17 protein-coding genes are annotated in these 20,881 nt (G+C 35.1%); 12 read left to right on the top strand and 5 right to left on the bottom strand.

Annotated features, from left to right (window positions below):
* Nucleotides 1-147: 147 nt before the first annotated feature.
* A complete protein-coding gene (locus HHL23_RS19840; RefSeq protein WP_169236486.1) occupies nt 148-306 on the bottom strand; it encodes a hypothetical protein in 159 nt (52 codons plus the stop codon).
* Nucleotides 307-853: 547 nt separating this feature from the next.
* Between HHL23_RS19840 and HHL23_RS19835 the strand changes: the two genes are divergently transcribed.
* The 6 genes from HHL23_RS19835 to HHL23_RS19815 all read left to right on the top strand — a co-directional run bounded on the left by HHL23_RS19835 (nt 854) and on the right by HHL23_RS19815 (nt 11,953).
* Nucleotides 854-6,226 (top strand): RICIN domain-containing protein, encoded by a 5,373-nt coding sequence (locus HHL23_RS19835; RefSeq protein WP_169236485.1) that lies wholly within the window; start codon nt 854-856, stop codon nt 6,224-6,226.
* A gap of 214 nt (nt 6,227-6,440) precedes the next feature.
* Nucleotides 6,441-8,642 carry a TonB-dependent receptor gene (locus tag HHL23_RS19830; protein ID WP_169236484.1) on the top strand — a complete coding sequence of 734 codons (2,202 nt, stop codon included), beginning with the start codon at nt 6,441-6,443 and terminating at the stop codon, nt 8,640-8,642.
* A gap of 6 nt (nt 8,643-8,648) precedes the next feature.
* The gene (locus HHL23_RS22370) at nt 8,649-8,909 is read left to right on the top strand and encodes an alpha/beta hydrolase family protein (RefSeq protein ID WP_317174722.1); all 261 of its coding nucleotides are present in this window, start codon (nt 8,649-8,651) and stop codon (nt 8,907-8,909) included.
* A gap of 117 nt (nt 8,910-9,026) precedes the next feature.
* The gene (locus tag HHL23_RS22630; protein ID WP_228464881.1) at nt 9,027-9,206 is read left to right on the top strand and encodes a transposase; all 180 of its coding nucleotides are present in this window, start codon (nt 9,027-9,029) and stop codon (nt 9,204-9,206) included.
* A gap of 48 nt (nt 9,207-9,254) precedes the next feature.
* Nucleotides 9,255-9,650, top strand: coding sequence for a hypothetical protein (locus HHL23_RS19820; protein WP_169236483.1), 396 nt, complete (start codon nt 9,255-9,257; stop codon nt 9,648-9,650).
* 20 nt (nt 9,651-9,670) lie between these two features.
* Nucleotides 9,671-11,953: a T9SS type A sorting domain-containing protein gene (locus tag HHL23_RS19815; protein ID WP_169236482.1), complete on the top strand. Its 2,283-nt coding sequence runs from the start codon at nt 9,671-9,673 to the stop codon at nt 11,951-11,953.
* 521 nt (nt 11,954-12,474) lie between these two features.
* Here the strand turns inward: HHL23_RS19815 and HHL23_RS22625 are convergent.
* Nucleotides 12,475-12,945, bottom strand: coding sequence for a hypothetical protein (locus HHL23_RS22625; protein WP_228464879.1), 471 nt, complete (start codon nt 12,943-12,945; stop codon nt 12,475-12,477).
* A gap of 320 nt (nt 12,946-13,265) precedes the next feature.
* The gene (locus HHL23_RS22620) at nt 13,266-13,616 is read right to left on the bottom strand and encodes a transposase (protein WP_228464877.1); all 351 of its coding nucleotides are present in this window, start codon (nt 13,614-13,616) and stop codon (nt 13,266-13,268) included.
* Nucleotides 13,617-14,741: 1,125 nt separating this feature from the next.
* Between HHL23_RS22620 and HHL23_RS19805 the strand changes: the two genes are divergently transcribed.
* Nucleotides 14,742-15,605 carry a Fic family protein gene (locus HHL23_RS19805; protein WP_169236481.1) on the top strand — a complete coding sequence of 288 codons (864 nt, stop codon included), beginning with the start codon at nt 14,742-14,744 and terminating at the stop codon, nt 15,603-15,605.
* A 297-nt stretch (nt 15,606-15,902) separates the two neighbouring features.
* Entirely contained in the window at nt 15,903-16,589 is a 687-nt protein-coding gene (locus tag HHL23_RS19800; RefSeq protein WP_317174720.1) for an IS5 family transposase, read from the top strand.
* A 39-nt stretch (nt 16,590-16,628) separates the two neighbouring features.
* Here the strand turns inward: HHL23_RS19800 and HHL23_RS19795 are convergent, their stop codons facing one another.
* Nucleotides 16,629-17,720 (bottom strand): ISAs1 family transposase, encoded by a 1,092-nt coding sequence (locus tag HHL23_RS19795; protein ID WP_169236480.1) that lies wholly within the window; start codon nt 17,718-17,720, stop codon nt 16,629-16,631.
* Nucleotides 17,721-18,110: 390 nt separating this feature from the next.
* Here HHL23_RS19795 and HHL23_RS19790 point away from each other — a divergent pair, with 390 nt between their 5' ends.
* Genes HHL23_RS19790 through HHL23_RS19775 form a run of 4 tightly spaced genes read left to right on the top strand, consistent with a single transcriptional unit; the run spans nt 18,111 to nt 20,117 of the window.
* Entirely contained in the window at nt 18,111-18,419 is a 309-nt protein-coding gene (locus HHL23_RS19790; protein ID WP_169236479.1) for a hypothetical protein, read from the top strand.
* Nucleotides 18,420-18,472: 53 nt separating this feature from the next.
* The gene (locus tag HHL23_RS19785) at nt 18,473-18,814 is read left to right on the top strand and encodes a transposase (RefSeq protein ID WP_169236478.1); all 342 of its coding nucleotides are present in this window, start codon (nt 18,473-18,475) and stop codon (nt 18,812-18,814) included.
* Between the two features lie 18 nt (nt 18,815-18,832).
* Complete coding sequence (locus tag HHL23_RS19780) at nt 18,833-19,183, top strand: ISAon1 family transposase N-terminal region protein (RefSeq protein WP_169236477.1); 351 nt, start codon at nt 18,833-18,835, stop codon at nt 19,181-19,183.
* Between the two features lie 22 nt (nt 19,184-19,205).
* The gene (locus HHL23_RS19775) at nt 19,206-20,117 is read left to right on the top strand and encodes a thiopeptide-type bacteriocin biosynthesis protein (protein WP_317174721.1); all 912 of its coding nucleotides are present in this window, start codon (nt 19,206-19,208) and stop codon (nt 20,115-20,117) included.
* Between the two features lie 32 nt (nt 20,118-20,149).
* On the opposite strand, the gene HHL23_RS19770 is transcribed toward HHL23_RS19775, so the two are convergent.
* Nucleotides 20,150-20,401, bottom strand: coding sequence for a helix-turn-helix transcriptional regulator (locus HHL23_RS19770; protein ID WP_169236476.1), 252 nt, complete (start codon nt 20,399-20,401; stop codon nt 20,150-20,152).
* Between the last annotated feature and the right edge of the window lie 480 nt (nt 20,402-20,881).

Here is a 20,881-nt window from a genome sequence, read left to right as displayed (position 1 = left end):
TATTACTTTTTTTTCAAATTTTATTTCTCTTCTTATCCTAACTCAGGTTAAATAACTTGAGTTAGGGTTAAAACAGAAATTATTTTATCTAAAAATCATTTCCGGAAACATTCGGTTCCAATTCGCTGACCAAAAATCTGATATCGATCAACTTACAAAATCCCTGGCTTCATCTTCTGCAATTTCATCATTGACAAGAATCTTTGCAATACGTACTATGGTTTTACCTTGTTTTGAAAAATCTAATATTTGTTGCAATTCATTTGAAAATGGAGCAGATGAAATGGTATAATCTCTTTTCCCCATTATATTCTTCAACGGTTTTAGAAATTTATAAGACATATACCTTATGAATCATCTCTTATTTTTCTTTATTTGAGAGGTGAACAGATCATTTTTTAAAAAAATATCTATTTAAAAATCAGATTATTATATCTGTTTAACCATACGTGTGTATCTAATATGTATCTGTATTTTGTATTATTTCTGATAATTTTTTATTTCTTTACTATAGCCAAAATCCTTTGGCGCAAGCTAAAAAAGGGAATGGATTGATCCTTTGGATTATGCTGATAAGGATTCTTTTTTTTATGTGGTTGATAGATGTATGACAAATATTGTAAAAGCAATACGCATCAAATATTCATCTTTTTCTCTAATCTAAATTTGAAGGGATACTTATTGTGATTAAATCGCTGTGTATCAGTTATAAATTGATTTTTTTTATATGGCTTTGAATTGATTCGTTATTTAAAATGGAAATAATATCACCTATAACGGACCATCTAAAAATGTGCGTAATTAACCATTAAGACGCAAAATTAAATTATTTAACCTTATAAATGTTTGAATTATGAAAAAAATACTACTAATTTCTTTACTTTTAGTAATGAATTTATCCTATTCTCAAAAAGAAGAAGATAAAAAGGAAGATATAAAATACGAATTAAAGCATAAAAGCCAAGCTTGGTTTACAGGAATGAAACCAGGAGCGAATTATTTTAAAATCAAAGAAAAGTTTGATGCCTATTTTGGAAATCACAGATGGGAGGAGAGTAAATCAAGGGAGATAGGGGAATCCTGGATAAAAGAAAATATCTTTTATTTGGATAAAGATGGGTTGGTACAATCGCGACCGCCATTTGATGCGTCGAGATCGAATATTGGAACCAATAATGTATTTTCTGGAACAACAACTAACACTATTGGTAGCTGGAGTTTGCTTGGACCCGTAAACAGTGCCACTACAGACTACTCCGGAAGAGGAAATCATGGAGGCTATGTATATCTCAACAGAATAGATCCTACCAATCCTCAAAAAATGTTTGCTTCATTTTTGACTGGCGGATTATGGATGACTGCTGATGGAGGAGCAAGTTGGACATTAACGGATTCTAATTTTCCGGATGAAGCATATAGGGATATTGATGTTTGTACAGGCAGCCCAAATACGGTGTACGCTTTGAGTAGTAAACAACTCCTGAAATCTACAGACGGGGGATTAAACTGGACTTCTACAACATTAACGAGCACAACTTATACAGGAACAGCCTATGATATTGCAGTGTCTCCATCAAACCCCAATATAGTTGTTGCAAGATGGGGTGATAAAATATACAGAACTACTGATGGAGGGACAGTTTGGACAAGCATAGTTACTGGGCTGCCTAATTATTATGTAGTTACAGATTGTTCTGTAAATAGCGAAATGCTGGATTGGAGCACAACAAATACGGCTACTGTTTATTTCATCAGTACCACAAACAACAGCGTGTCTAAGGTTTACCGTTCTACTGATTCAGGACTAACTTTTAATATTTTGTCAACCATAACCTTAGATCCTACCGCAAATGGTCAAGTGATAAGTTGGGCCAAGTTATTGCTTCCTTCCAATAATGCGACTTCCATTTATGTTGCAATGGGTACAGGGGCGAATACCTCTGGTCACCATGCGGTACAATTGTACAAATTAAATGCCACTACAGGTGCGCAAGAATTGAAGAGGGTTAATATGATTTCAGGAACTTTTCCAAATGAGGTGCATCATGGTGATCTTTCAATGGACAGAACCAATGAGAACAAATTGGTTTTTGGATCATATCTCCAGCAAAAAAATTGGTTTTCGATAAATAATGGAGCTTCCTTTACAGAAGCTACAACAGCTACACATTCAGACCCTAGGTCCCTGGATATGGTAAATAACAGAGTGATGATAGGAACAGATGGGGAGTCTGTTGTGTCTTCAGACGGGGGAAATACGAATACGACTATAACAAACAGCATCAGTAATCATGAATTATGGGGTTTTGGTTCGGCTTTTAAAACGAATCTTGTAGCTGGAGGAGCCAATCATGGACCGGTAATGATTAAAGAAGCGGGTAATGGATTTACATGGTATAATGGAAACGGAGCCGATCAAGGCAATACCGATGTGAATCCGCTGGACGACAGGTATATTTACAGCCAAGGCTACAGCAATTACAGGTTTTTTAGAACAGGAGTTCATACTTTGATAAACGAATTCAATTTTCTGGATTTAGGAGGTATTTATTCTTATTTCAATTCAATTGAATTTCATCCGAATTATTATTACTCTATGATTACGCACCATGCAGGGCAGTATCCAACAGGAAACGCAAATCTAGCCACTTGGAAAAATTCGCTTATAAAAACTGAAGACAACGGGAATAGCATTGCTATAGTTAAAACGTTTGCCAGTCAGGTTTTTAGAGAGAAAATATGCATGACCGACCCGAAATTTATGTATGTTATAGAAGGATTGAGTAACAACAAGCTTTGGAGAACTTCGGATGGAGGTACAACTTGGACAAACATAACCCCTTCTCTTGCGGCTAGTGGGAATATGACCAATATGTCTGATATTGCCGTGAGCGATGTGGACCCGAACCAAGTCTGGATTACTTACAGTGGTGTACAATCGGTATGTAAGGTGTTGAAAACGAGTAATGCTTTGGCAGCAACCCCTTCCTGGACTAATCTTACCCAGTCTGTTCTAACAACGAATCCAAATACGAAAATTATTTTTCAAAGAGGTTCAAATGGCGGGGTATATGTAGGGAATAAAAGCGGTATTTATTATAGAAATAATACCATGGCTAACTGGGTTATGCTTGGGAACGGATTACCACAAACTGATGTTCGATTTATGTTTATTAATTATAATGAAAACAAACTAAAAATTGGGACATCAAGAGGCGCTTTTGAGAATAATTTATATGAAATATCTCCGCCAAAAGCACAGATTTCTGCCAGTACAAGTAAAGTAACCTGTTCTCAGGTTGAGAAAGTGCAGTTCAAAGATTATTCAACCGTTCGTAATGCAAGTGCCACTTGGTCATGGAGTTTCCCTGGCGGAACACCGGCAACATCAACGCTTGAAAACCCTGAAGTTTCCTATGCCAATGCGCCTAATGGTAAATATAATGCCACACTTACGGTAACAGATGCTTACGGAACGGATACCCAAACCATAACTGAAATTGTTGAGGTGTTGAATCAATGTGGAACCTCGACCTCGACAGTAGAAACCATTCCCGGAAAGGTTGCTAATCTAAAAGGGCGATTAGGACAGGATTATCTGGATGTTTCCAATCTAAGTCTTAGTAATAATTCCCTGACTTTTTCTTGCTGGATCAAACCAAACGGAATCCAAACCGATTATAGTGCTGTTTTTATGAGTCAAGATACTCCAAATGCCTTTGGTATGAATTTTTTAAATGGGAATAACACTGTTGGATTTCATCCTAATTGGAGTTGGAGTTCGGGGTTAATTGCTCCGGCAAATCAATGGTCGCATGTTGCATTAGTCAGCAACGGAACCAGCGTAACGATTTATGTCAATGGGTTTGCAAGTACTGTTACTGGTACAATTCCAACAGAAACCATAACAAGAATGTTTCTAGGTACTTATGGAAATGTACGTACCGATCGTTTTGCTAATTTACAAATTGATGAGGTATGCTTCTGGAACAGGGCTTTGTCAACAGACGAAATCAGGAAATGGAGGCATTTAACTAAAAGTGATGCCGGCGACCCAATTTTAACAGGATTAGTGGCCTATTATCAGTTTAATGAAGACTCAGGTTCAATATCTTTGAACAAGGTAGGGAGTGATTATTTATCCTATAAAGGGTCGACCTTTAGCCATGACACTTCTTCTGTTCCTGTATTTGGTGGGGTGAGCGAAAAAATTAATGTTACGACTAGCGGAGTGAAAAACTTTTCCACAACTGGATTGTCCATGACTTTCCCAAGTAGCACATTGCCTAACGGAGATGTTTGGGTTTCCAGATCGACAATCAACCCGGATGTGTTGCCAGATGCCTTGTTAAATTTTAATACCTATCGGGTGGTGGATAATTACGGTACTAACCAAACATTTAGTGCATTAACGGAACTGAAGATTACCGGTAATGCGTTGAATACTTCGTCATCTGTTGCCAGTACGTATAAATTATTTAAAAGAGGCAGTAATGATTTTGGAGCAACTTGGGGATCAGTTTTAGATTCAGGCGATTCAAGAACCGGAACCGGAACTAGTGCCTCAATAACATTTTCAACTGGGCTTAACCTAACTTCATTAGGACAATTGACATTAAGTCAAGATTCTAGTCTTGCACCAATTCAAATTTTCGATCCAGCTAAAGATTATAAAATCATAAACCGTGTAAGCGGGAAATCTCTAGATGTATATTCTGGGTCTTTGGCTGATAGAGCGAAACTGATTCAAATGGACTATACCGCGGGCAATAGTCAGAAATGGAAATTGGCTCAAGCAGGAGGGAATTATAAAATAATCAATAAGAATAGCAACAAACTGGTTGACAACCCTTCTAGTTCTGCTGCTGACGGTACAGTAATGATCCAATATGGCGATACAGGAGGTGCAAACCAGCAATGGCAGTTAGTGGATTTAGGCACGGGATATTATAAAATCATAAATGTTTCAAGTGACAAAGCATTAGATAACCAGGGATCCAGTATGACAAATGGTACAGATATAATACAGTGGACTTATGGAGGAGGGAATAATCAACAATGGCAAATTGTAGAAGTATTTGATCCAGCTAAAGATTATAAAATCATAAACCGTGTAAGCGGGAAATCTCTAGATGTATATTCTGGGTCTTTGGCTGATAGAGCGAAACTGATTCAAATGGACTATACCGCGGGCAATAGTCAGAAATGGAAATTGGCTCAAGCAGGAGGGAATTATAAAATAATCAATAAGAATAGCAACAAACTGGTTGACAACCCTTCTAGTTCTGCTGCTGACGGTACAGTAATGATCCAATATGGCGATACAGGAGGTGCAAACCAGCAATGGCAGTTAGTGGATTTAGGCACGGGATATTATAAAATCATAAATGTTTCAAGTGGCAAAGCATTAGATAACCAGGGATCCAGTATGACAAATGGTACAGATATAATACAGTGGACTTATGGAGGAGGGAATAATCAACAATGGCAAATTGTAGAAGTATTTGATCCAGCTAAAGATTATAAAATCATAAACCGTGTAAGCGGGAAATCTCTAGATGTATATTCTGGGTCTTTGGCTGATAGAGCGAAACTGATTCAAATGGACTATACCGCGGGCAATAGTCAGAAATGGAAATTGGCTCAAGCAGGAGGGAATTATAAAATAATCAATAAGAATAGCAACAAAGTGGTTGACAACCCTTCTAGTTCCGCTGCTGACGGTACAGTAATGATCCAATATGGCGATACAGGAGGTGCAAACCAGCAATGGCAGTTAGTGGATTTAGGCACGGGATATTATAAAATCATAAATGTTTCAAGTGGCAAAGCATTAGATAACCAGGGATCCAGTATGACAAATGGTACAGATATAATACAGTGGACTTATGGAGGAGGGAATAATCAACAATGGAAGATTGTTGACGTGGCTTCTTTGGCTGGAAAGATAGCTGGTTCTAAAATGGCATTAGACCAAAGCAATACTATTGAAAAGCCCATCGTATATCCAAATCCTTTAAAAAGCAATACGCCACTAAAAATAGACGTGCCGGCAGTATGGAAAAATTCGACATTGTTTGTATTTGATAGTCTAGGAAGATTAATGGTAAATGCTACATTAAAAGAAGGTCTAAACGAGATGTTACTTAATGTGCCTACTGGTGTTTACTATTTGAAAATTGTTAACCAAAATGATGCTTTTAGCACAAAACTTCTTGTGAAATAATATTGGTTTGGTTAATTGCCACTGAGTAAGAGTTAAGTCTGTTGGATACATCAATTTTTTTGTTTTGCAGCTCTAAATTGACGTTTTTAAGCCAAGGAGTAACCCTTACTCTTTTTTTATACCGTTTTTAAACAGGCTCTAAACTTTAAAAATAAAAACAATAAGGTAGGACTGCCTTACCTTGTTGTTTTATAATATATAATATACAGAATTGATGAGAAAAAGCTACATATTTACACTGTCATTAGGGATAATTGGATTTGTACATGCGCAGGAAAGTGAAAAAAATATTGATGAAATAGAAATTCACGCCAGAGCAAAGGTTACCAAAGAACGGGAAGAATTTAAAAAACATGCTCAATCTACAGAAATCATCTCCGAATATGAAATCAACCGGAATAATCCTGCATTTATAGAACAGGGCCTCAATACCATGTCAGGGGTTCAGGTAGAAAAAAGAACCCAGCTGGGCGGCCAGAGAATTATACTGAGAGGCTACGGAAACGACCAGAAATTTAACAACTGGGGCATCAAGATGTACCTGAACAACATTCCTCTTACCGGTGCAGACGGAGTTACCATTCTGGATGATGTCAATTTCGGTCTAATCAACCATATAGATGTGATAAAAGGTCCTGCTGCAACATTGTATGGAGGAGGTTCCGGCGGCGCTGTAAGACTCTATATAAAACCTGAAAACCAAAAAGGAACTTCTGTTTCTGAACAATTCAATACCGGATCTTTTGGGCTTTTTCAGAGTTCGACTTCAGCTTCCAGCGTTGGAGAAAATCACTCTTTAATAGCTAATTTTACCCATATAGGGAGCGATGGTTACCGTCCTCACGGAAAAAGTATTAAGAATTTCTACAATATTAACGGTGAATTTAAACTGAATCCAAAGCAGACCATCACCCTATTGGCTTCCCATGGGAATTCTCTGGAACAGGTATCGGGACAGATTTCCTATGATGACTACTACAATGGCATTGATAATGGAAATTTCGCCTACATCAGAAGAGGAGCAAAAACCAAATTTATTACTTCCAGAGCAGGAGTCGGACATATCTGGAAAATGAGCGAAAACTTCAGTAACAATACTACTTTATTTTATACCGGTACTACGGGTGAAAGGATCGCAGCAGGAGCTTATGAAACTTCTTCGGCATCCAATTACGGTCTCAGATCAGTATTTGTATTCAACAAAGACTGGGATCATTTCAAGAGCCGGACAGAATTCGGAATTGAAATCCAACAGTCTAATTCTACCATTTCCAATTACCGTTTCAAAAGTGTAAAAATGACGGATTCTCCCATATTAAGACCTTTATATGATGGTTCCTATTTTAAATACACCAATGATCAGTCCAATTATTTTGCTGTTGAAAAAATCACTTATAAACCTTGGGGTTTAATGTTTCTGGCAGGGATCAGCATTAATCAAATCAGCTACAATAGAAAAGATTTATTTGCCCTTCCCGGCCTGTTCTTAATAAACGGCAATGATCTTTACAATAAGGATCTGTCTTTTGATAAAAAATTTAAGGCGGTAGCCACCCCTCATTTTGCCCTGCAAAAAACATGGAAAAATCAGATCTTCAACCTCAGCTACAGTGAAGGGTACAATGCGCCTACTTCTGCTACCTCCTTTACAGCCGGTCTTAATGTGACCAATGATGATCTTATTGCAGAAAAGGCAAAAATGTGGGATTTCAGCATTCAGGGACTGATCGGAAATACTTCTATAGATTATCAGTTCTCGTTATTCAATATTAACATTAAAGATAAACTGACCCAATTGCGGGGTACAATGGATAATCCGGAGCGGACTCCCTATTCTTACTGGGCCAACACGGGAGATCAGAGAAACAAAGGCCTGGAAATGAGTGCAGGATATTCTTATAAGCCTAAAAATTCTTTTATTGCTAAAATCCAGCCTTTTGTAAGCTATACCTACAATAATTTTAAGTATTCTAAATTCAGCACCTATCTGAAAGAACACGCCCTCCCTGCCGCAGTCAACGTTTATGATAATAAAAATGTAGCCGGGGTCCCAAAAACAAAGCTTTCTATAGGATTAGACTTTGATACCGAAATCGGGCTCTACTGGCAGAATACATACAATTTTACGGGAAGTGTCTACACTGATTTTGCTAATTCAAATAAGGTGAAAAGTTTTGGACTGTTAAACTCTAAAATCGGCTACAAGCATACTTTCAATAAATTTGATGTAGATGTATTTGTAATAGGAAATAATTTAACCAGCCAGGTCAATTATACTTTTCTTTTTTATGGAAACAGTATTAATGATACAGATATGGATAACCAGTATAACAACCCCTCTGTTTATACAGATGTTAATCCAGGACCCGGCAAAGCTTATTTTTTTACAGGATTTAATGTAAAATATAATTTTTAATCTTGAATCTGTTTAAACTTTTGTAAGAAAAAAAAAGTTGCAAGTTCATCCCCCATTATGTTATGGACCAGTTTGAAAGATAATAATGTATCACCGGCGCAAACAAGATCTTATTTTCTAGGACTTAAAAGACTTGGGAAAGGAGCTGTCTTATTAGAGTACCCGCTGGAGGGGCATAGTATGATTGGTTCCGAGTCGAGCCGGGATCTGAATGTAAGGACGTGGCCTGTTGCAAGTATCCACGACAGTAAAGCGGTAGATTTTTAATGAGAATGCTGTCTTATTTTCTAAGTCCCGTAAAGGTTATTTTTGCTGATGGAGGTTACAGAGGGGGAAGTAATAGAGGCTGTAAAGAAAAAATTCAGTTACCTTATCTAAATCGTCATGCGTTCGGAGGATAGAAAAACAACCTTTAAGCCTATTCATAAAAGATGGATCGTTGAACGTACCTTTGCTTGGTTTGATAATAACAGAAGACTATGCAGAAATTACGAACTCCTAATGGAAAATTCTGAAAATATGGTCAAATTATACGCTATAAAATTATTGTTGAACAAAATTTAAACAGCCTCTTAGTTAATGGGGTAATTATAATATATAAAAATCTATAGTATGAACTTTTTTAAAATTAGTAAAGCATTGTTTATTTTTCTGTTTCTATTTGCTTTCCAAATGACATTAGCTCAAGGTGAAACCAGTGAAATCCCTCAATGGATAAAAATGATGGATGATCCGAATGCCAGCTACTATCAAACTGTTAAAAGCTTTGAAGATTATTGGAAGGACAGAGAAAAGCCTGTTGAAGAAAATGAGATTTTCAGAGACAAAGAAGCCAAAATCCGAAAGTATAAAAACAAAGAAACACCGAAATATGCTTTTGAATATAAAAAATTTATGAATTGGAGAAAAAAAACTTTCCCTTTCGTTCAAGATGATGGCCGTATTTTAACTAAAGATGAGCGTATGGAAATATGGGAAAAGGAAAGAAGAAATAGAAATAAAAATTAATTATATCAAAAAAACATATGATGAAAACAAAAAGTACAAAAAAGTTCATTTTTTTATTACTCTTTATCTCTGCTTCAGTATTATTGGCTCAAAACGCTAATGGAAACTGGACATTGAAAGGACCAATTTTATTTCCAACTAATATATCAGGACAAATTCACGGTATCGGGAGAGTAAGTCAGGTAAAATTCCACAGTTCCAATTCTCAAAAAATGTATGCCGTTAGTGCTTCAGGTGGGCTTTGGATTAGTAACAATGGTGGACTTAATTGGAATAAAACACAAACCGACAGCCAAATTCCGCAAGGGACCTGCTCATCGGTATGTATTGACTATACAAATGATAATATTATTTATTTATCAACTGGTGATGCAAATTACTATTATAACGGATATGGAATTTATAAAAGTACAAATGGTGGTAACACTTGGTCTCCTTCAAATGTAGGAATTGGAAATAGAATGGCCCTCGAAATCCTAATGTCTCCAATTGACCATAACACTCTTATTGCGGCTACTACTGATGGAATTTGGAAAAGTACAGATGCTGGACAAACTTGGACAAATACTTTAGCTGGTGGAGCCTTTAAGGATATGGTTTATAAAGCCGGTTCTTCTAATATTGTCTTTGCTGTAACAGACAAGAAACTTTGGAAAAGTACGGATAATGGTAGTTCATGGTCACAAATTAGTAGCGTTAGTCCAAATCCAGGAAACGGGGGAAGAATTGCTGTTTCTTCAGCAAATAGCAATATTATTTATGTGGGATTTGTAGGAAGCAATAATAGTGCTGGGCAAGGTGGAATCATATATCAATCTGCTGATGGAGGAAACACTTTTACTTTAAAAAAAGGTGATGTACAGCCTAATTTAAATGGGTATGAGGGTGATACAGATGGACAAGGAAATTACAATTGGACATTATTTGCAGACAGGAACAATGCAAATATTCTTTATGCCTGCGGACATGCAGTTTGGAAAAGCACAAATGGAGGAAAAAGTTGGAAACAACTTACAAACTGGTGGGAAAAATGTCATACTGATATGCATCAAATTGTTTCTTCGCCCTATGATAACTCGAAACTTTTTAATATTAATGATGGGGGAATTTTTGTAAGTACTGATGGAGGGAACAATTGGACCCCAAGTGCTGACAGATTAAGTGCTACTGAAATTTATCACTTAGGACAAAGCAAGTTATCCCGAAATATTGTCTCCATTGGAACTCAAGATAACGGCGAAATTTATTTACACGGCAATACCTGGTACTGTAATCGTGGTGGAGATTGGGGTTCCAAAGCCTCTTTTGATTCTGCTAATCCAAATACAGTATATTACCATGACACTGCAAAAAGAAGAAATCTAGTCCAGAATAATGGTGAAAACACATATGGGTTAACTAATCCCACAAATGAAAATAACTATGTTTTTTCCAATTTAAATACAAGTATGGCATTCGTAAGTCAGCTAAATGTTTTAAAGAAAACGAATAATTTATTGTCAGCGAACCCTTCTTGGACGAATGTAAAAACTTTTACAACAAAAATTAAAAGCGTTGCTATTTCCCCAACCAATGACAATGAAATTTATGTAGTATTAGAAAACAACCAAGTTCACTATACTTCTAATGGTTCAACATTTAACCAAATTTCTAATACCCCTTCTAGTTCTTATAACTATTGTAATATTGTTGTGAACAAAAATGATACAAACATAGTGTTTATGAGTTGTGGAAGCAGAATGTATCGCTCAACAAACAAAGGTATTAGTTGGACAAATATTTCAGGCTCACTTACTCTTGAAAACATCTTAAATTTAATACACGATCCATACAAAACAAACGAAAGCTTCTATCTAAGTACACCTCATGGAATATATTACAGAAACAACACCATGACGGATTGGCAGAGTTTCTCTAACAATTTGCCTTTAATTGCCCAAATTTCTGATTTATATGGATATTTTGACGGTACAAATAATAGTGTTTTGAGGGTTTCTTTCTTTGGAAGAGGTGTTTGGGAAAGCGGCTTGTACTCAACAACCACTCTTTCTACTAGTGAACTAAGTGATAATGTGAGAAATATCAGCATTTATCCAAATCCAAGCACAGATATTATTACCATTAATATTACCAAACCAGAGTTGATAAATACCAAAGCAATTCTCTTAGATATGAATGGTAGAAAAATAAAAGATATCAATATAAACCAACCTATTACATTGATAGATTTCACCAGCTATCCCAAAGGGGCTTATATGATAAGGTTCAATAATAATATTACTAAAAAAATTATTGTGAAATAAAATAATTCAGGATCTTTTAGATTGAGTACATTGATCGAAGATAAATCTGCAACATATCAAAGCGTGATCATGTAATTTCAGTCTAAAAATGAACATCTTTTTCTTTAATAATATAGGAGGAAATTGATGTTCAAGATTAGTAATAAGTTCAATCCGAAAATGGGTGGTCAATATTATTTGTAAAAATAAAAATCCCCCCGAAAAAGTGGACTTCCCTATTACATAGAAGATTTTTCTGATAGTGAAGTCGATAAAATGATAGATAGTATTTTTTAAAGTCTATTAATGATATATTCCCAAATAGTTCTTAGGGGTTTAGTGTAGTTAAGCAACTATGGAAAAATGCACTTTGTCTACTATTTTATTAGCACTCCCCACCTGTTAATCATAGGGGTCGTTGGTTCAAGCCTAGCAGAATTAGCTACTGAAAATGAAACACTTACATTAATTTGTGAGTGTTTTTTTTGGTTTTTACAATTTTAAGTAGTCTCTCCTTAACAAAATAGCTTTTGCATTTTAATTTAAAAAAAAGAAATTGAAAATAGTTTGCTTTGAGGTTGAAAAAAATAAAAAATAATTTTCTGTTTCAATATCTCCATCATTTTCTTGAGATTCCACGCGGTTGCCGATAATAATGCGTTGATTTGCGGTCCTTTTCCTCCAAGAAAGTAATTTTGAGCCAGCCTGAAATCGTTTTTTAAATGTCCTATAATAGGCTCTATTGCTGCTCTGGTTCTGAATTTCTTGCGTTTAACTTGTTTTTGATAAGCCGTATCTGCTTTCTTTGGGGTGCCTGGAATGGATATTTTAACGCCTTTTATTTCTGTTGTCCCTCTTGCGCCTCGATCGTAAACGATTTCTTTGGGAAGCTTTTGACCGCCCGTCTCCATTTGTTCCAAGAGCGGTTCAATGGTTTGACCGTCATAAGGGGTTTGCAAAAATGCTTTGATGCCAAGAATGATTTTTTTGCCTTTGTCTGCTGTAGTAATCAAGCCAACTTTATTGCCGAACTCATACTGTTTATGAGCTTTTCCTTTAGCAATACATCGGGTAAATGGTTTGTGGAGACTGTAAATTTTATCGGTATCGGTTCTTTTCTGCGTTACTGCCTTGGTGTAAAGTGAAAGTAATTCGTTGTAAAATCCCTGTTGTTTCGGAGTAAAATTGCGCTGTAATTCCCGTATCAATCTCAAGGCAATAGTTTTGAGGTGACGACCGGATTTTCTTGCGGTTTTTGCGCGTTTGGGGTGTTTTCCGTTGTAGGTATTGCGAACAAGTTGTTTGCTTACTTTCGTGTAGCGCTGTCTTTGTTTTATGCTTCGTTTTCGGCTATCTTGTTACAGTAATCAATCACTTTTTTACACAACTTAGTATCGGTAGGAAAAGTGGTATTATTCTCCTGAACGGTAGTATCCGATAAAACAAAATTCGAGGTATTCATTTTTGTATCGTGTATCCTTACGCTGTAGGCAAAGATTTTTTCAATGCCTTCTTCTCCAATTCTTTTACGAAAATGTACAAAATTACTTGGGTCACATGGAAATTCATGCTCAAAGAAAACCATGCCACAAAAATACTGCATGTAAGGGTTCATAATCCAAGCTTTTTCCAAGGTTTCATCTCCCAAATTATACAGGTGCTTGAGAAGCAGACACCCAACCATAAACCGAATGGCTGAGATTCCCTACTTTGGAATACTGTGGCGAAAATTCTTTCTCAAAATAATTTCAATCAATTTTTTCTGAAAGTAAAACAAGTTCGTGTTTGTTATCAATAAAATCTACCAACATCGGACGGAATAATTCTGGCAGCTTTTTCGGATTTTTTCCCAACATATTTGCAAGGTTTTAGTATTCTAAGATACAAAAACTTGCAATAAAAAAAGAATGGTTTAAGATGTAATAATTTGGTAATTAAATAATTAAATAAAATTTAAGGAGAGACTAAATACTGCTTTTTAAATTGGAAGAGGATTAAAAGAAGAAAGTCGAGTGTCCTCACAGGCTAATGCTAGAGATGAGTAAAATAGATACAGGTTTACTTTCTGCCTGCATAAAATGAATACAGGTCATCGTATTTTTTCTTCTCATAATTATTGTCATTTCCTCTTTCAATAGAAAAAAATATTTTTAATAGGTTTAAATATCTGAGTAATAATATGATGTATTGTTGAAGGCTATTTTTTCAGAGTTCTGAAAGAAGTGGACGACTTTACATGGCAAGATGTGTCTTTGTATGTACAACTTTTCAAGTTGTCCTACAAAGACGATCTTGCCTTTTTGCAAAAAGGGGAAAAACTTTGGAACTTGTTTTTTTGTTTTTGGAAAATCAAGTATAGTATTCCAAATTGGTCCAGATTATTCTTTTCTAATCTTTTGAAATTCTACATGATGCCAGAATATACTTATTTAATTTGAATTTATTTATTACTATTGACTTTTTGCTGTTTTAATACTTAATTTGCTTAAGAATTTTCAAGTGAGAAGGAATTATTTAATTTTTGACAACCCTCCTTAAAATGGAGGAAGATTGCATACCTGTGGAAATAAAATGGGTAAAAGGTTCAGTTTATTACAACAATGATAATGTTTTCTAGCGGTTTGTTTTAAGATGAGTTCTTCGTTGGGAAATAAAGATTTCGACAATATGCTTATGCTGGTTTCAAAAAGTATAAAAGATTTCTGGAACCTGTCACGATCTATGGAGTTGCTTTAGAAGTGGGATAGACATCACTAAACCAGAAATGCAGATAAAAAGATAAAATATTTTTGTAAATTTGAATACCCTTATGGAAAAATTAATTTCACGCTATAATGTACTGTTGGAACAGTATAACGATATTATCATCAATGCATTTGATGATAAGGATTTTTTTGAGTATACGGAAAACCTATTTACTGCCCACAGCTGCGGTATTGAAGGAAATTCATTTTCTGTAAATGATACCCGGGAACTAAATGAAAAAGGACTAAACGCTATACTTCACAATAAGTCACTTTTGGAGGCTTTTGAAATTTTGGACCACTTCAAAGCGTATGAATTTGCATTTAGCAATATTCACCAGCCATTGACAGAAAATTTCATTAAAGAACTTCATTCTGTATTGACTTCAAGTACCTTGAAATTTACTAAAAATTCTGAGCCAGGAGAATATACTACGACAGACATGGCTGCCGGGGATACTCTATTTGGAGATCACAAACAAAATATTGAATTAATTCCCAAGCTTTTGGAACAGACCCAATTAACCATGGATAGAGGGGAATTACACCCTATGTTGATCAGTGCAAAGTTTCATTATCACTTTATTTATCTTCATCCTTTTAGAGATGGAAATGGACGTTTGGGAAGACTCCTTTCAAACTATATTCTGGCTCAAAAAAAACATCCTTTGGTAATTATCCGGTCTGAAGAGAAAGAAAAATACATTGAGGCATTAAAAGCATCTAAAAGACATAGAGACACCTCGCCAATGGAGACTTTTTTCTTTGAAACAGCGATAGAGAGAATGACACACGAGATTGCTCAAAAGAAGAATTTGACTCAAAATTTTTTTTTGAAACTCAAACCTTCTCAACAGGCTGAAGGAAATAAAACTGGAGAAAAAGAAGATAATGAACGAGAAATAAGAAATAGAGGAAGAAGGAGATAAAAATATTGGACGACGAGTATAGAATTTCAATAAAAAGTTTACTAAATCAATGCTTATTAGTTTTGCTTCCATTTAATGAAGCTGAAACCAATCTTAAACAAGTAATTTCTTCCGGTTTTGAAATAGTTAGTCAATCTAATGATGGTGGAATAGGCAGAATAATTTATCAAGATCATCTTAGAGCCTGTTTAAAAACGTTATAAAAAAAGAGTAAGGGTTACTCATTTGCTTAAAAACGTCAATTTAGAGCTGCAAAACAAAAAAATTGATGTATCCAACGGACTTAACTTTTACTCAGTGGCAATTTATAAAAAAACGCTTGATTTTGATGATAGAAAGCGAAAATATGATTTATGTATCATCTGGAATGCCATTTATTATATCGTAAAAACAGGTTGCCAGTGGCGAATGCTCCCCTCGAATTATCCCAAATGGCAATTGGTCTACTATTACTACTCTAAATGGTCAAATTTAGAACTCTTCGATTTACTTCTGTGTAATTTAAGAGAGAAGGTACGAGTAAAGAGAGGCCAAAATGCAGAAGCAAGTTTAGGAATTATAGACAGTCAGAGTGTGTGCTGGGGAAATAATCGTTCTCTTAATGGGTTTGATGGGAATAAGAAGGTAAAAGGAATAAAAAGGCATGTTGTGGTAGATAAAAATGGATTTTTGTTAGCCGTAATGGTAAGTGTAGCCAATTTTCACGATAGTAAAGCTGCTTTGTTATTCATGAGAACATTGCAATATCTTTTGATTCCAATTACAGTGATTTTAGCAGATGGAGGTTATAGAGGAAATATTATTGAAGAAATAAAAGATAAGTTTGGCTACATCATTCAGGTTGTTTTACGCTCAGATCATAAAGAAAAAGTCTTTAAGCCTATACACAAAAGATGGATTATTGAAAGGACTTTTTCTTGGTTTGATAATGACAGAAGACTTTGCCGAAATTATGAATTGCTAATGGAAAATTCTGAAAATTAAATATATAGTCAGTCGCCATATTAGGGCAAACGCATGAAATTACTTGATTAAGACTTTTAGGTATTCTAGGTCGTATGCAGCTTTTACCCTTCTTTTCTTTAAGCTTAACTTATCATCATGTTCCTTTAGGATTTGTAAAGCAAATTTTCTCATGGTAGAAAGATTTTCAGCAGCATATCCCTTTCTCGCCCTGCAATCATCTTCTCTAAAGGTTACATCCAAATGCCAATGAAGATGATTCTCAATTCCCCAATGTCCTCTGGCTAAAGCATTGTAATAGGAAGCCGGCTGGTCTTCTTCATCACTGATGTAATAACGGGTTTCACGGCTTTGTTTCGCGCCAATAACTCTTGTGGCTTCTATCTTTATTATTGTTTTCAGACCAGCCCATTGTGCAATATTTTCCTCTAACAGAACGTCTTTTGCAGATAGAATGCTGCATTGGCGAACTTCAAAACGACCTCGTTCGTATTCCCATTCTTCTTTGGTGCTTTCTGGAAGGCAGGCCTTAAAGCTTCCAACAACATCGTGGTAGAGTTCTGATTGATTCTGCTTCAAAGCTAAAAAATAATGTCCTTTTTGACTCATAATCTGTTGAACTATTTCTTGTTGGCAACCAATGGCATCTATACTTACCAACGCCTCTTCTATATCTATTTCTTTGATAAGATCAGGAAGAACTGTAATCTCATTACTTTTGTCTTCTACTTTCTTCTGTCCTATACACAGACGGTTTTCTGCAACCCAGGCATTAACGATATATAATCCTCGATTACCCTTACTGGTAGGGCTTACTCCCCTGAGCTTCTTGCCATCAAGACATATTTGCTTTTCAGATAATAACCCTATCAAATCCTTACCATAATCATTTAAACAACATCTTAAAAGATCAGGATTAAGTAATGAAAATACCCTATTGAAGGTATCATGAGAGGGAATCCTGTTCTCTAATTCACAAAAGGCTTGTACAAAATCTCTATGACTTTGACCAAATAGAACCATATCTTCATAATCTTCACCATTGCTTAAATAGGTAAAAAGACCTATTAACAATATATCTGACAGTTTGTGCCTGCACTTGTTCTCCATTCGGAAATCCTCTATGCTTCCAAAGTATTCTTGTATGCTCATGCAGACAAAGTTCTTATTTATTTTTCATGCGTTTGCCCTATCGCCATATTTAAACTTAATTGATATATATTAGCAGTTAGAAAAACAAATAAAATCTAAGCCTTTAATCTAGTGTTTAAAGGCTTTTTTGCTGTTAAGAGTTATCTCCATAATCATACATTCCTGTTTGTTGAAGCTTTTCCCATTGTACTTGTGAGCTTCATAAGAACCGCTTCCAAAATACGTATTACCACTATTCAAATGATTACTTTTAAATGTGTTCTACTATTAAATTAGTACTAATTTATAATATATTAGTCATTGTCGCCTTCTGCATTTTACGTTCTTATCAAATACCTTTTAAAAAATGATTAAATTTAATTTAGCATAACTCAGCAAAATCCTGAAAAGATGAAAAATATTGACAATCCATTATTTGGAAGTAGCAGAATATATAAATCTTTGACTGAAAATGGAGTAATTGATTTCCTTTTAAACTGGAATAATGATCGTGATAAAAGCGATTTAAGGACTTTTTTAAGTGGAATTTTTTATCCTGATCAGAAAGAATACTTCAATTATGAAGGTTTTTATGTAACAAAAACCACTCTTAGAGATGAGCTTAAACTTGAAAAAGGCAAAAAGCCCGGAGATATTGATGTAATCATAATTCCTTTTAGTAAAACCAAAATTCAGAAGTCATTTAAACTTTTCCCATAAAAAAAGGCTTGCCTATTTTTGTGTTGCTAAATATAAAAAAACAAAGCAAGCCAATGATGTACCAAGTACTTGACAAAAATATAATAGAAAATGAGATAGTCCCAAATCTTCCGACCCCAAAACGAGGATTTTCACCAAGAGCTCCTTTGAATCAGATCATTAACTGTATCTTATACAAACTTAAAACAGGAGTGCAATGGGAGTATTTACCTGTAAAAAGTCTTTTTGAGGATAAAGTTTTGAGCTATCAAAGTGTTTTTTATCATTACCGTAAATGGTGCATAAGTAATGTTTGGGAAGATTGCTGGATACAATTATTATCCAAAAACAAATCAAAGCTGGATTTATCAAGTGGCGATTTAGGATCAGTCTCAAAAGTTGGGGGGCATTTTTAGTTATTGTATCTTTGTTTTATGTTAAACGATCAGGAACTACTTAAATTATTACTTCCAGAATTTTTAGTTGAACACTTTGATATCATCAAAGCACAAGAGCATAATGCTGAACTTCATATTTATTTTGAAGAAAAAAGCAGCATTCCTGAGGAATTAAAAGATAGATTATTAGAGTCCAAAGGTTTTTTACCTGAAATCATTGTGGATGATTATCCATTAAGGGGTAAAATCGTAAAACTTCATGTGAAAAGAAGAAGATGGACAGATAAGGTATCCGGTAAAATCCTTCAAAGAGATTGGCAACTTGTATCCCAAGGAACACGCATGACCCATGACTTTGCAGGTTTCTTAAAAAAAATTAGCCGATAGTAAAGCTCTTCCTCTAAAAGTCATAGCCGAATTTTTCGGTATCAAGGGCAAGACTTTTCAGAGACAATACAAAAACAAACTCAGCGAATATAATAGTTGGGTACAAAAACCTCACGCACAGGACTGGATACTTTATCCTGAAAACCTTTCAGAATCCTTATCCCTGGATGAAGTAGCCCTTTCTGATGGAGAACTTTACAGTGTTCTTACCTCCAAAAAAGCCAAAGGAAGAAAAGGCAGTATTGTCGCTATAGTAAAAGGAACCCAGAGTGATTTTGTAATAGAAGATTTAGACGGCAGCCATACATCGGCTTTACGAGGAGGAGAAGAGGTAGCTTATCAAGGTCGAAAAAAGAGAAAGACCAGTACTGCACTTTATTTTACTTACAATAGGGAACTTGAACGTTACGGGGAAAATACCATTGAAGATGCCAAAACATTATTCCATAAAAACAGTGAGTTTACGTTGCTGTGTTTGCATTATGACGATGAGGAAAAAATAATGTTCAGTCTTTTCTTTATCAATGAAATACTGAATAAACTCAATCTTTCAATTCACGAAAAGCTAGAATGGACCAAAGATTTCAATGCTGCCTTTAAGCAGGAATTTAACGCAGATAAAAAACTCAACTCCCAACTGGATAAAAAATATAGAGATTTTAAACCAAAACTTATAGACTTTCTTACATCCGAAGAATTTTTGGAAGAGAGAAATACTGTTATTTTCAATATTGAAACAAGCAGTTCAGCAATACAGAATATTGTTTTTCATTATGAAAGAAAATCTTTACAAAGTTTCTTTCAGAGTATTTTCCATATGAATATCAACAGGCTATTTATTTCTAATCAACGATTGTTTGAAATGGTAATTTATGATTATCTATTCAGATATTACAAAGCTCTATATTACCATCAAATAGTTAGAAAAGAATAACTAGTCAATTGTTTTATAATGATTTAATTGAGCTATTCACTAAAAATAGTACTATCAAAAAAGTCTTTGAGTGATATATCTAGACCTTTGCAAATTTTATTAATGCTATATATTGAGATTCCTCGATTATTTGATAGACTTTCCCAATTATTTAATAGCTGCTTATCTAAGCCAAGCTCTCCAGCAAACTTTGATTGATTATCCTCGTACTCTTCTCGTAATTCCCTTACTCGTAATATTATTTTTGTCCTGAGTTCTTTATCAAGTTCATTTAACTTTGCCATACGGCAATTTTGTGAATAATTTAAAAATAAAGGTAAAGCAAATGCTTTACTTTGATGAAAAATTTATATATTTGTAAAATAAGTTACAATAAATGTAACTTTGCGATACTTCAACGAATATTAGAAGCTATTGCTTAGAATCTCTAACTGAAAACTGGTAATTTTTAACATACGAGACGATAAGCAGGAAGCTCACGACCTAGGCGTGGGCTCTCTTATCTGTATGTAGGGTATACCAGTACCTCAGTTAGGATATTGTAGAGTCCCACGCCGTTTTTATTTTCATGCCATTTCTGACTTTCTACAATTATTTTCTAAGCCCGCTTTTCAAAATACAGTATCAAACGACACGATACAATGGGGCGAAAAATCCATTGCGGCTTTACAGCTTTCACGGGGACACAAATTTCATTCATATTTCAATTGATGGGCTTAGGGCAGGAGGTTATGCTGTGTGCTTAGACTTCCTCCTGAGCCTTC

This window comes from Chryseobacterium antibioticum (genome assembly GCF_012927325.1).
Taxonomy (GTDB): domain Bacteria; phylum Bacteroidota; class Bacteroidia; order Flavobacteriales; family Weeksellaceae; genus Chryseobacterium; species Chryseobacterium antibioticum.
The sequence above is the reverse complement of the archived record's forward strand: the minus strand, read 5'-3'. Positions and strand labels throughout refer to the sequence as shown.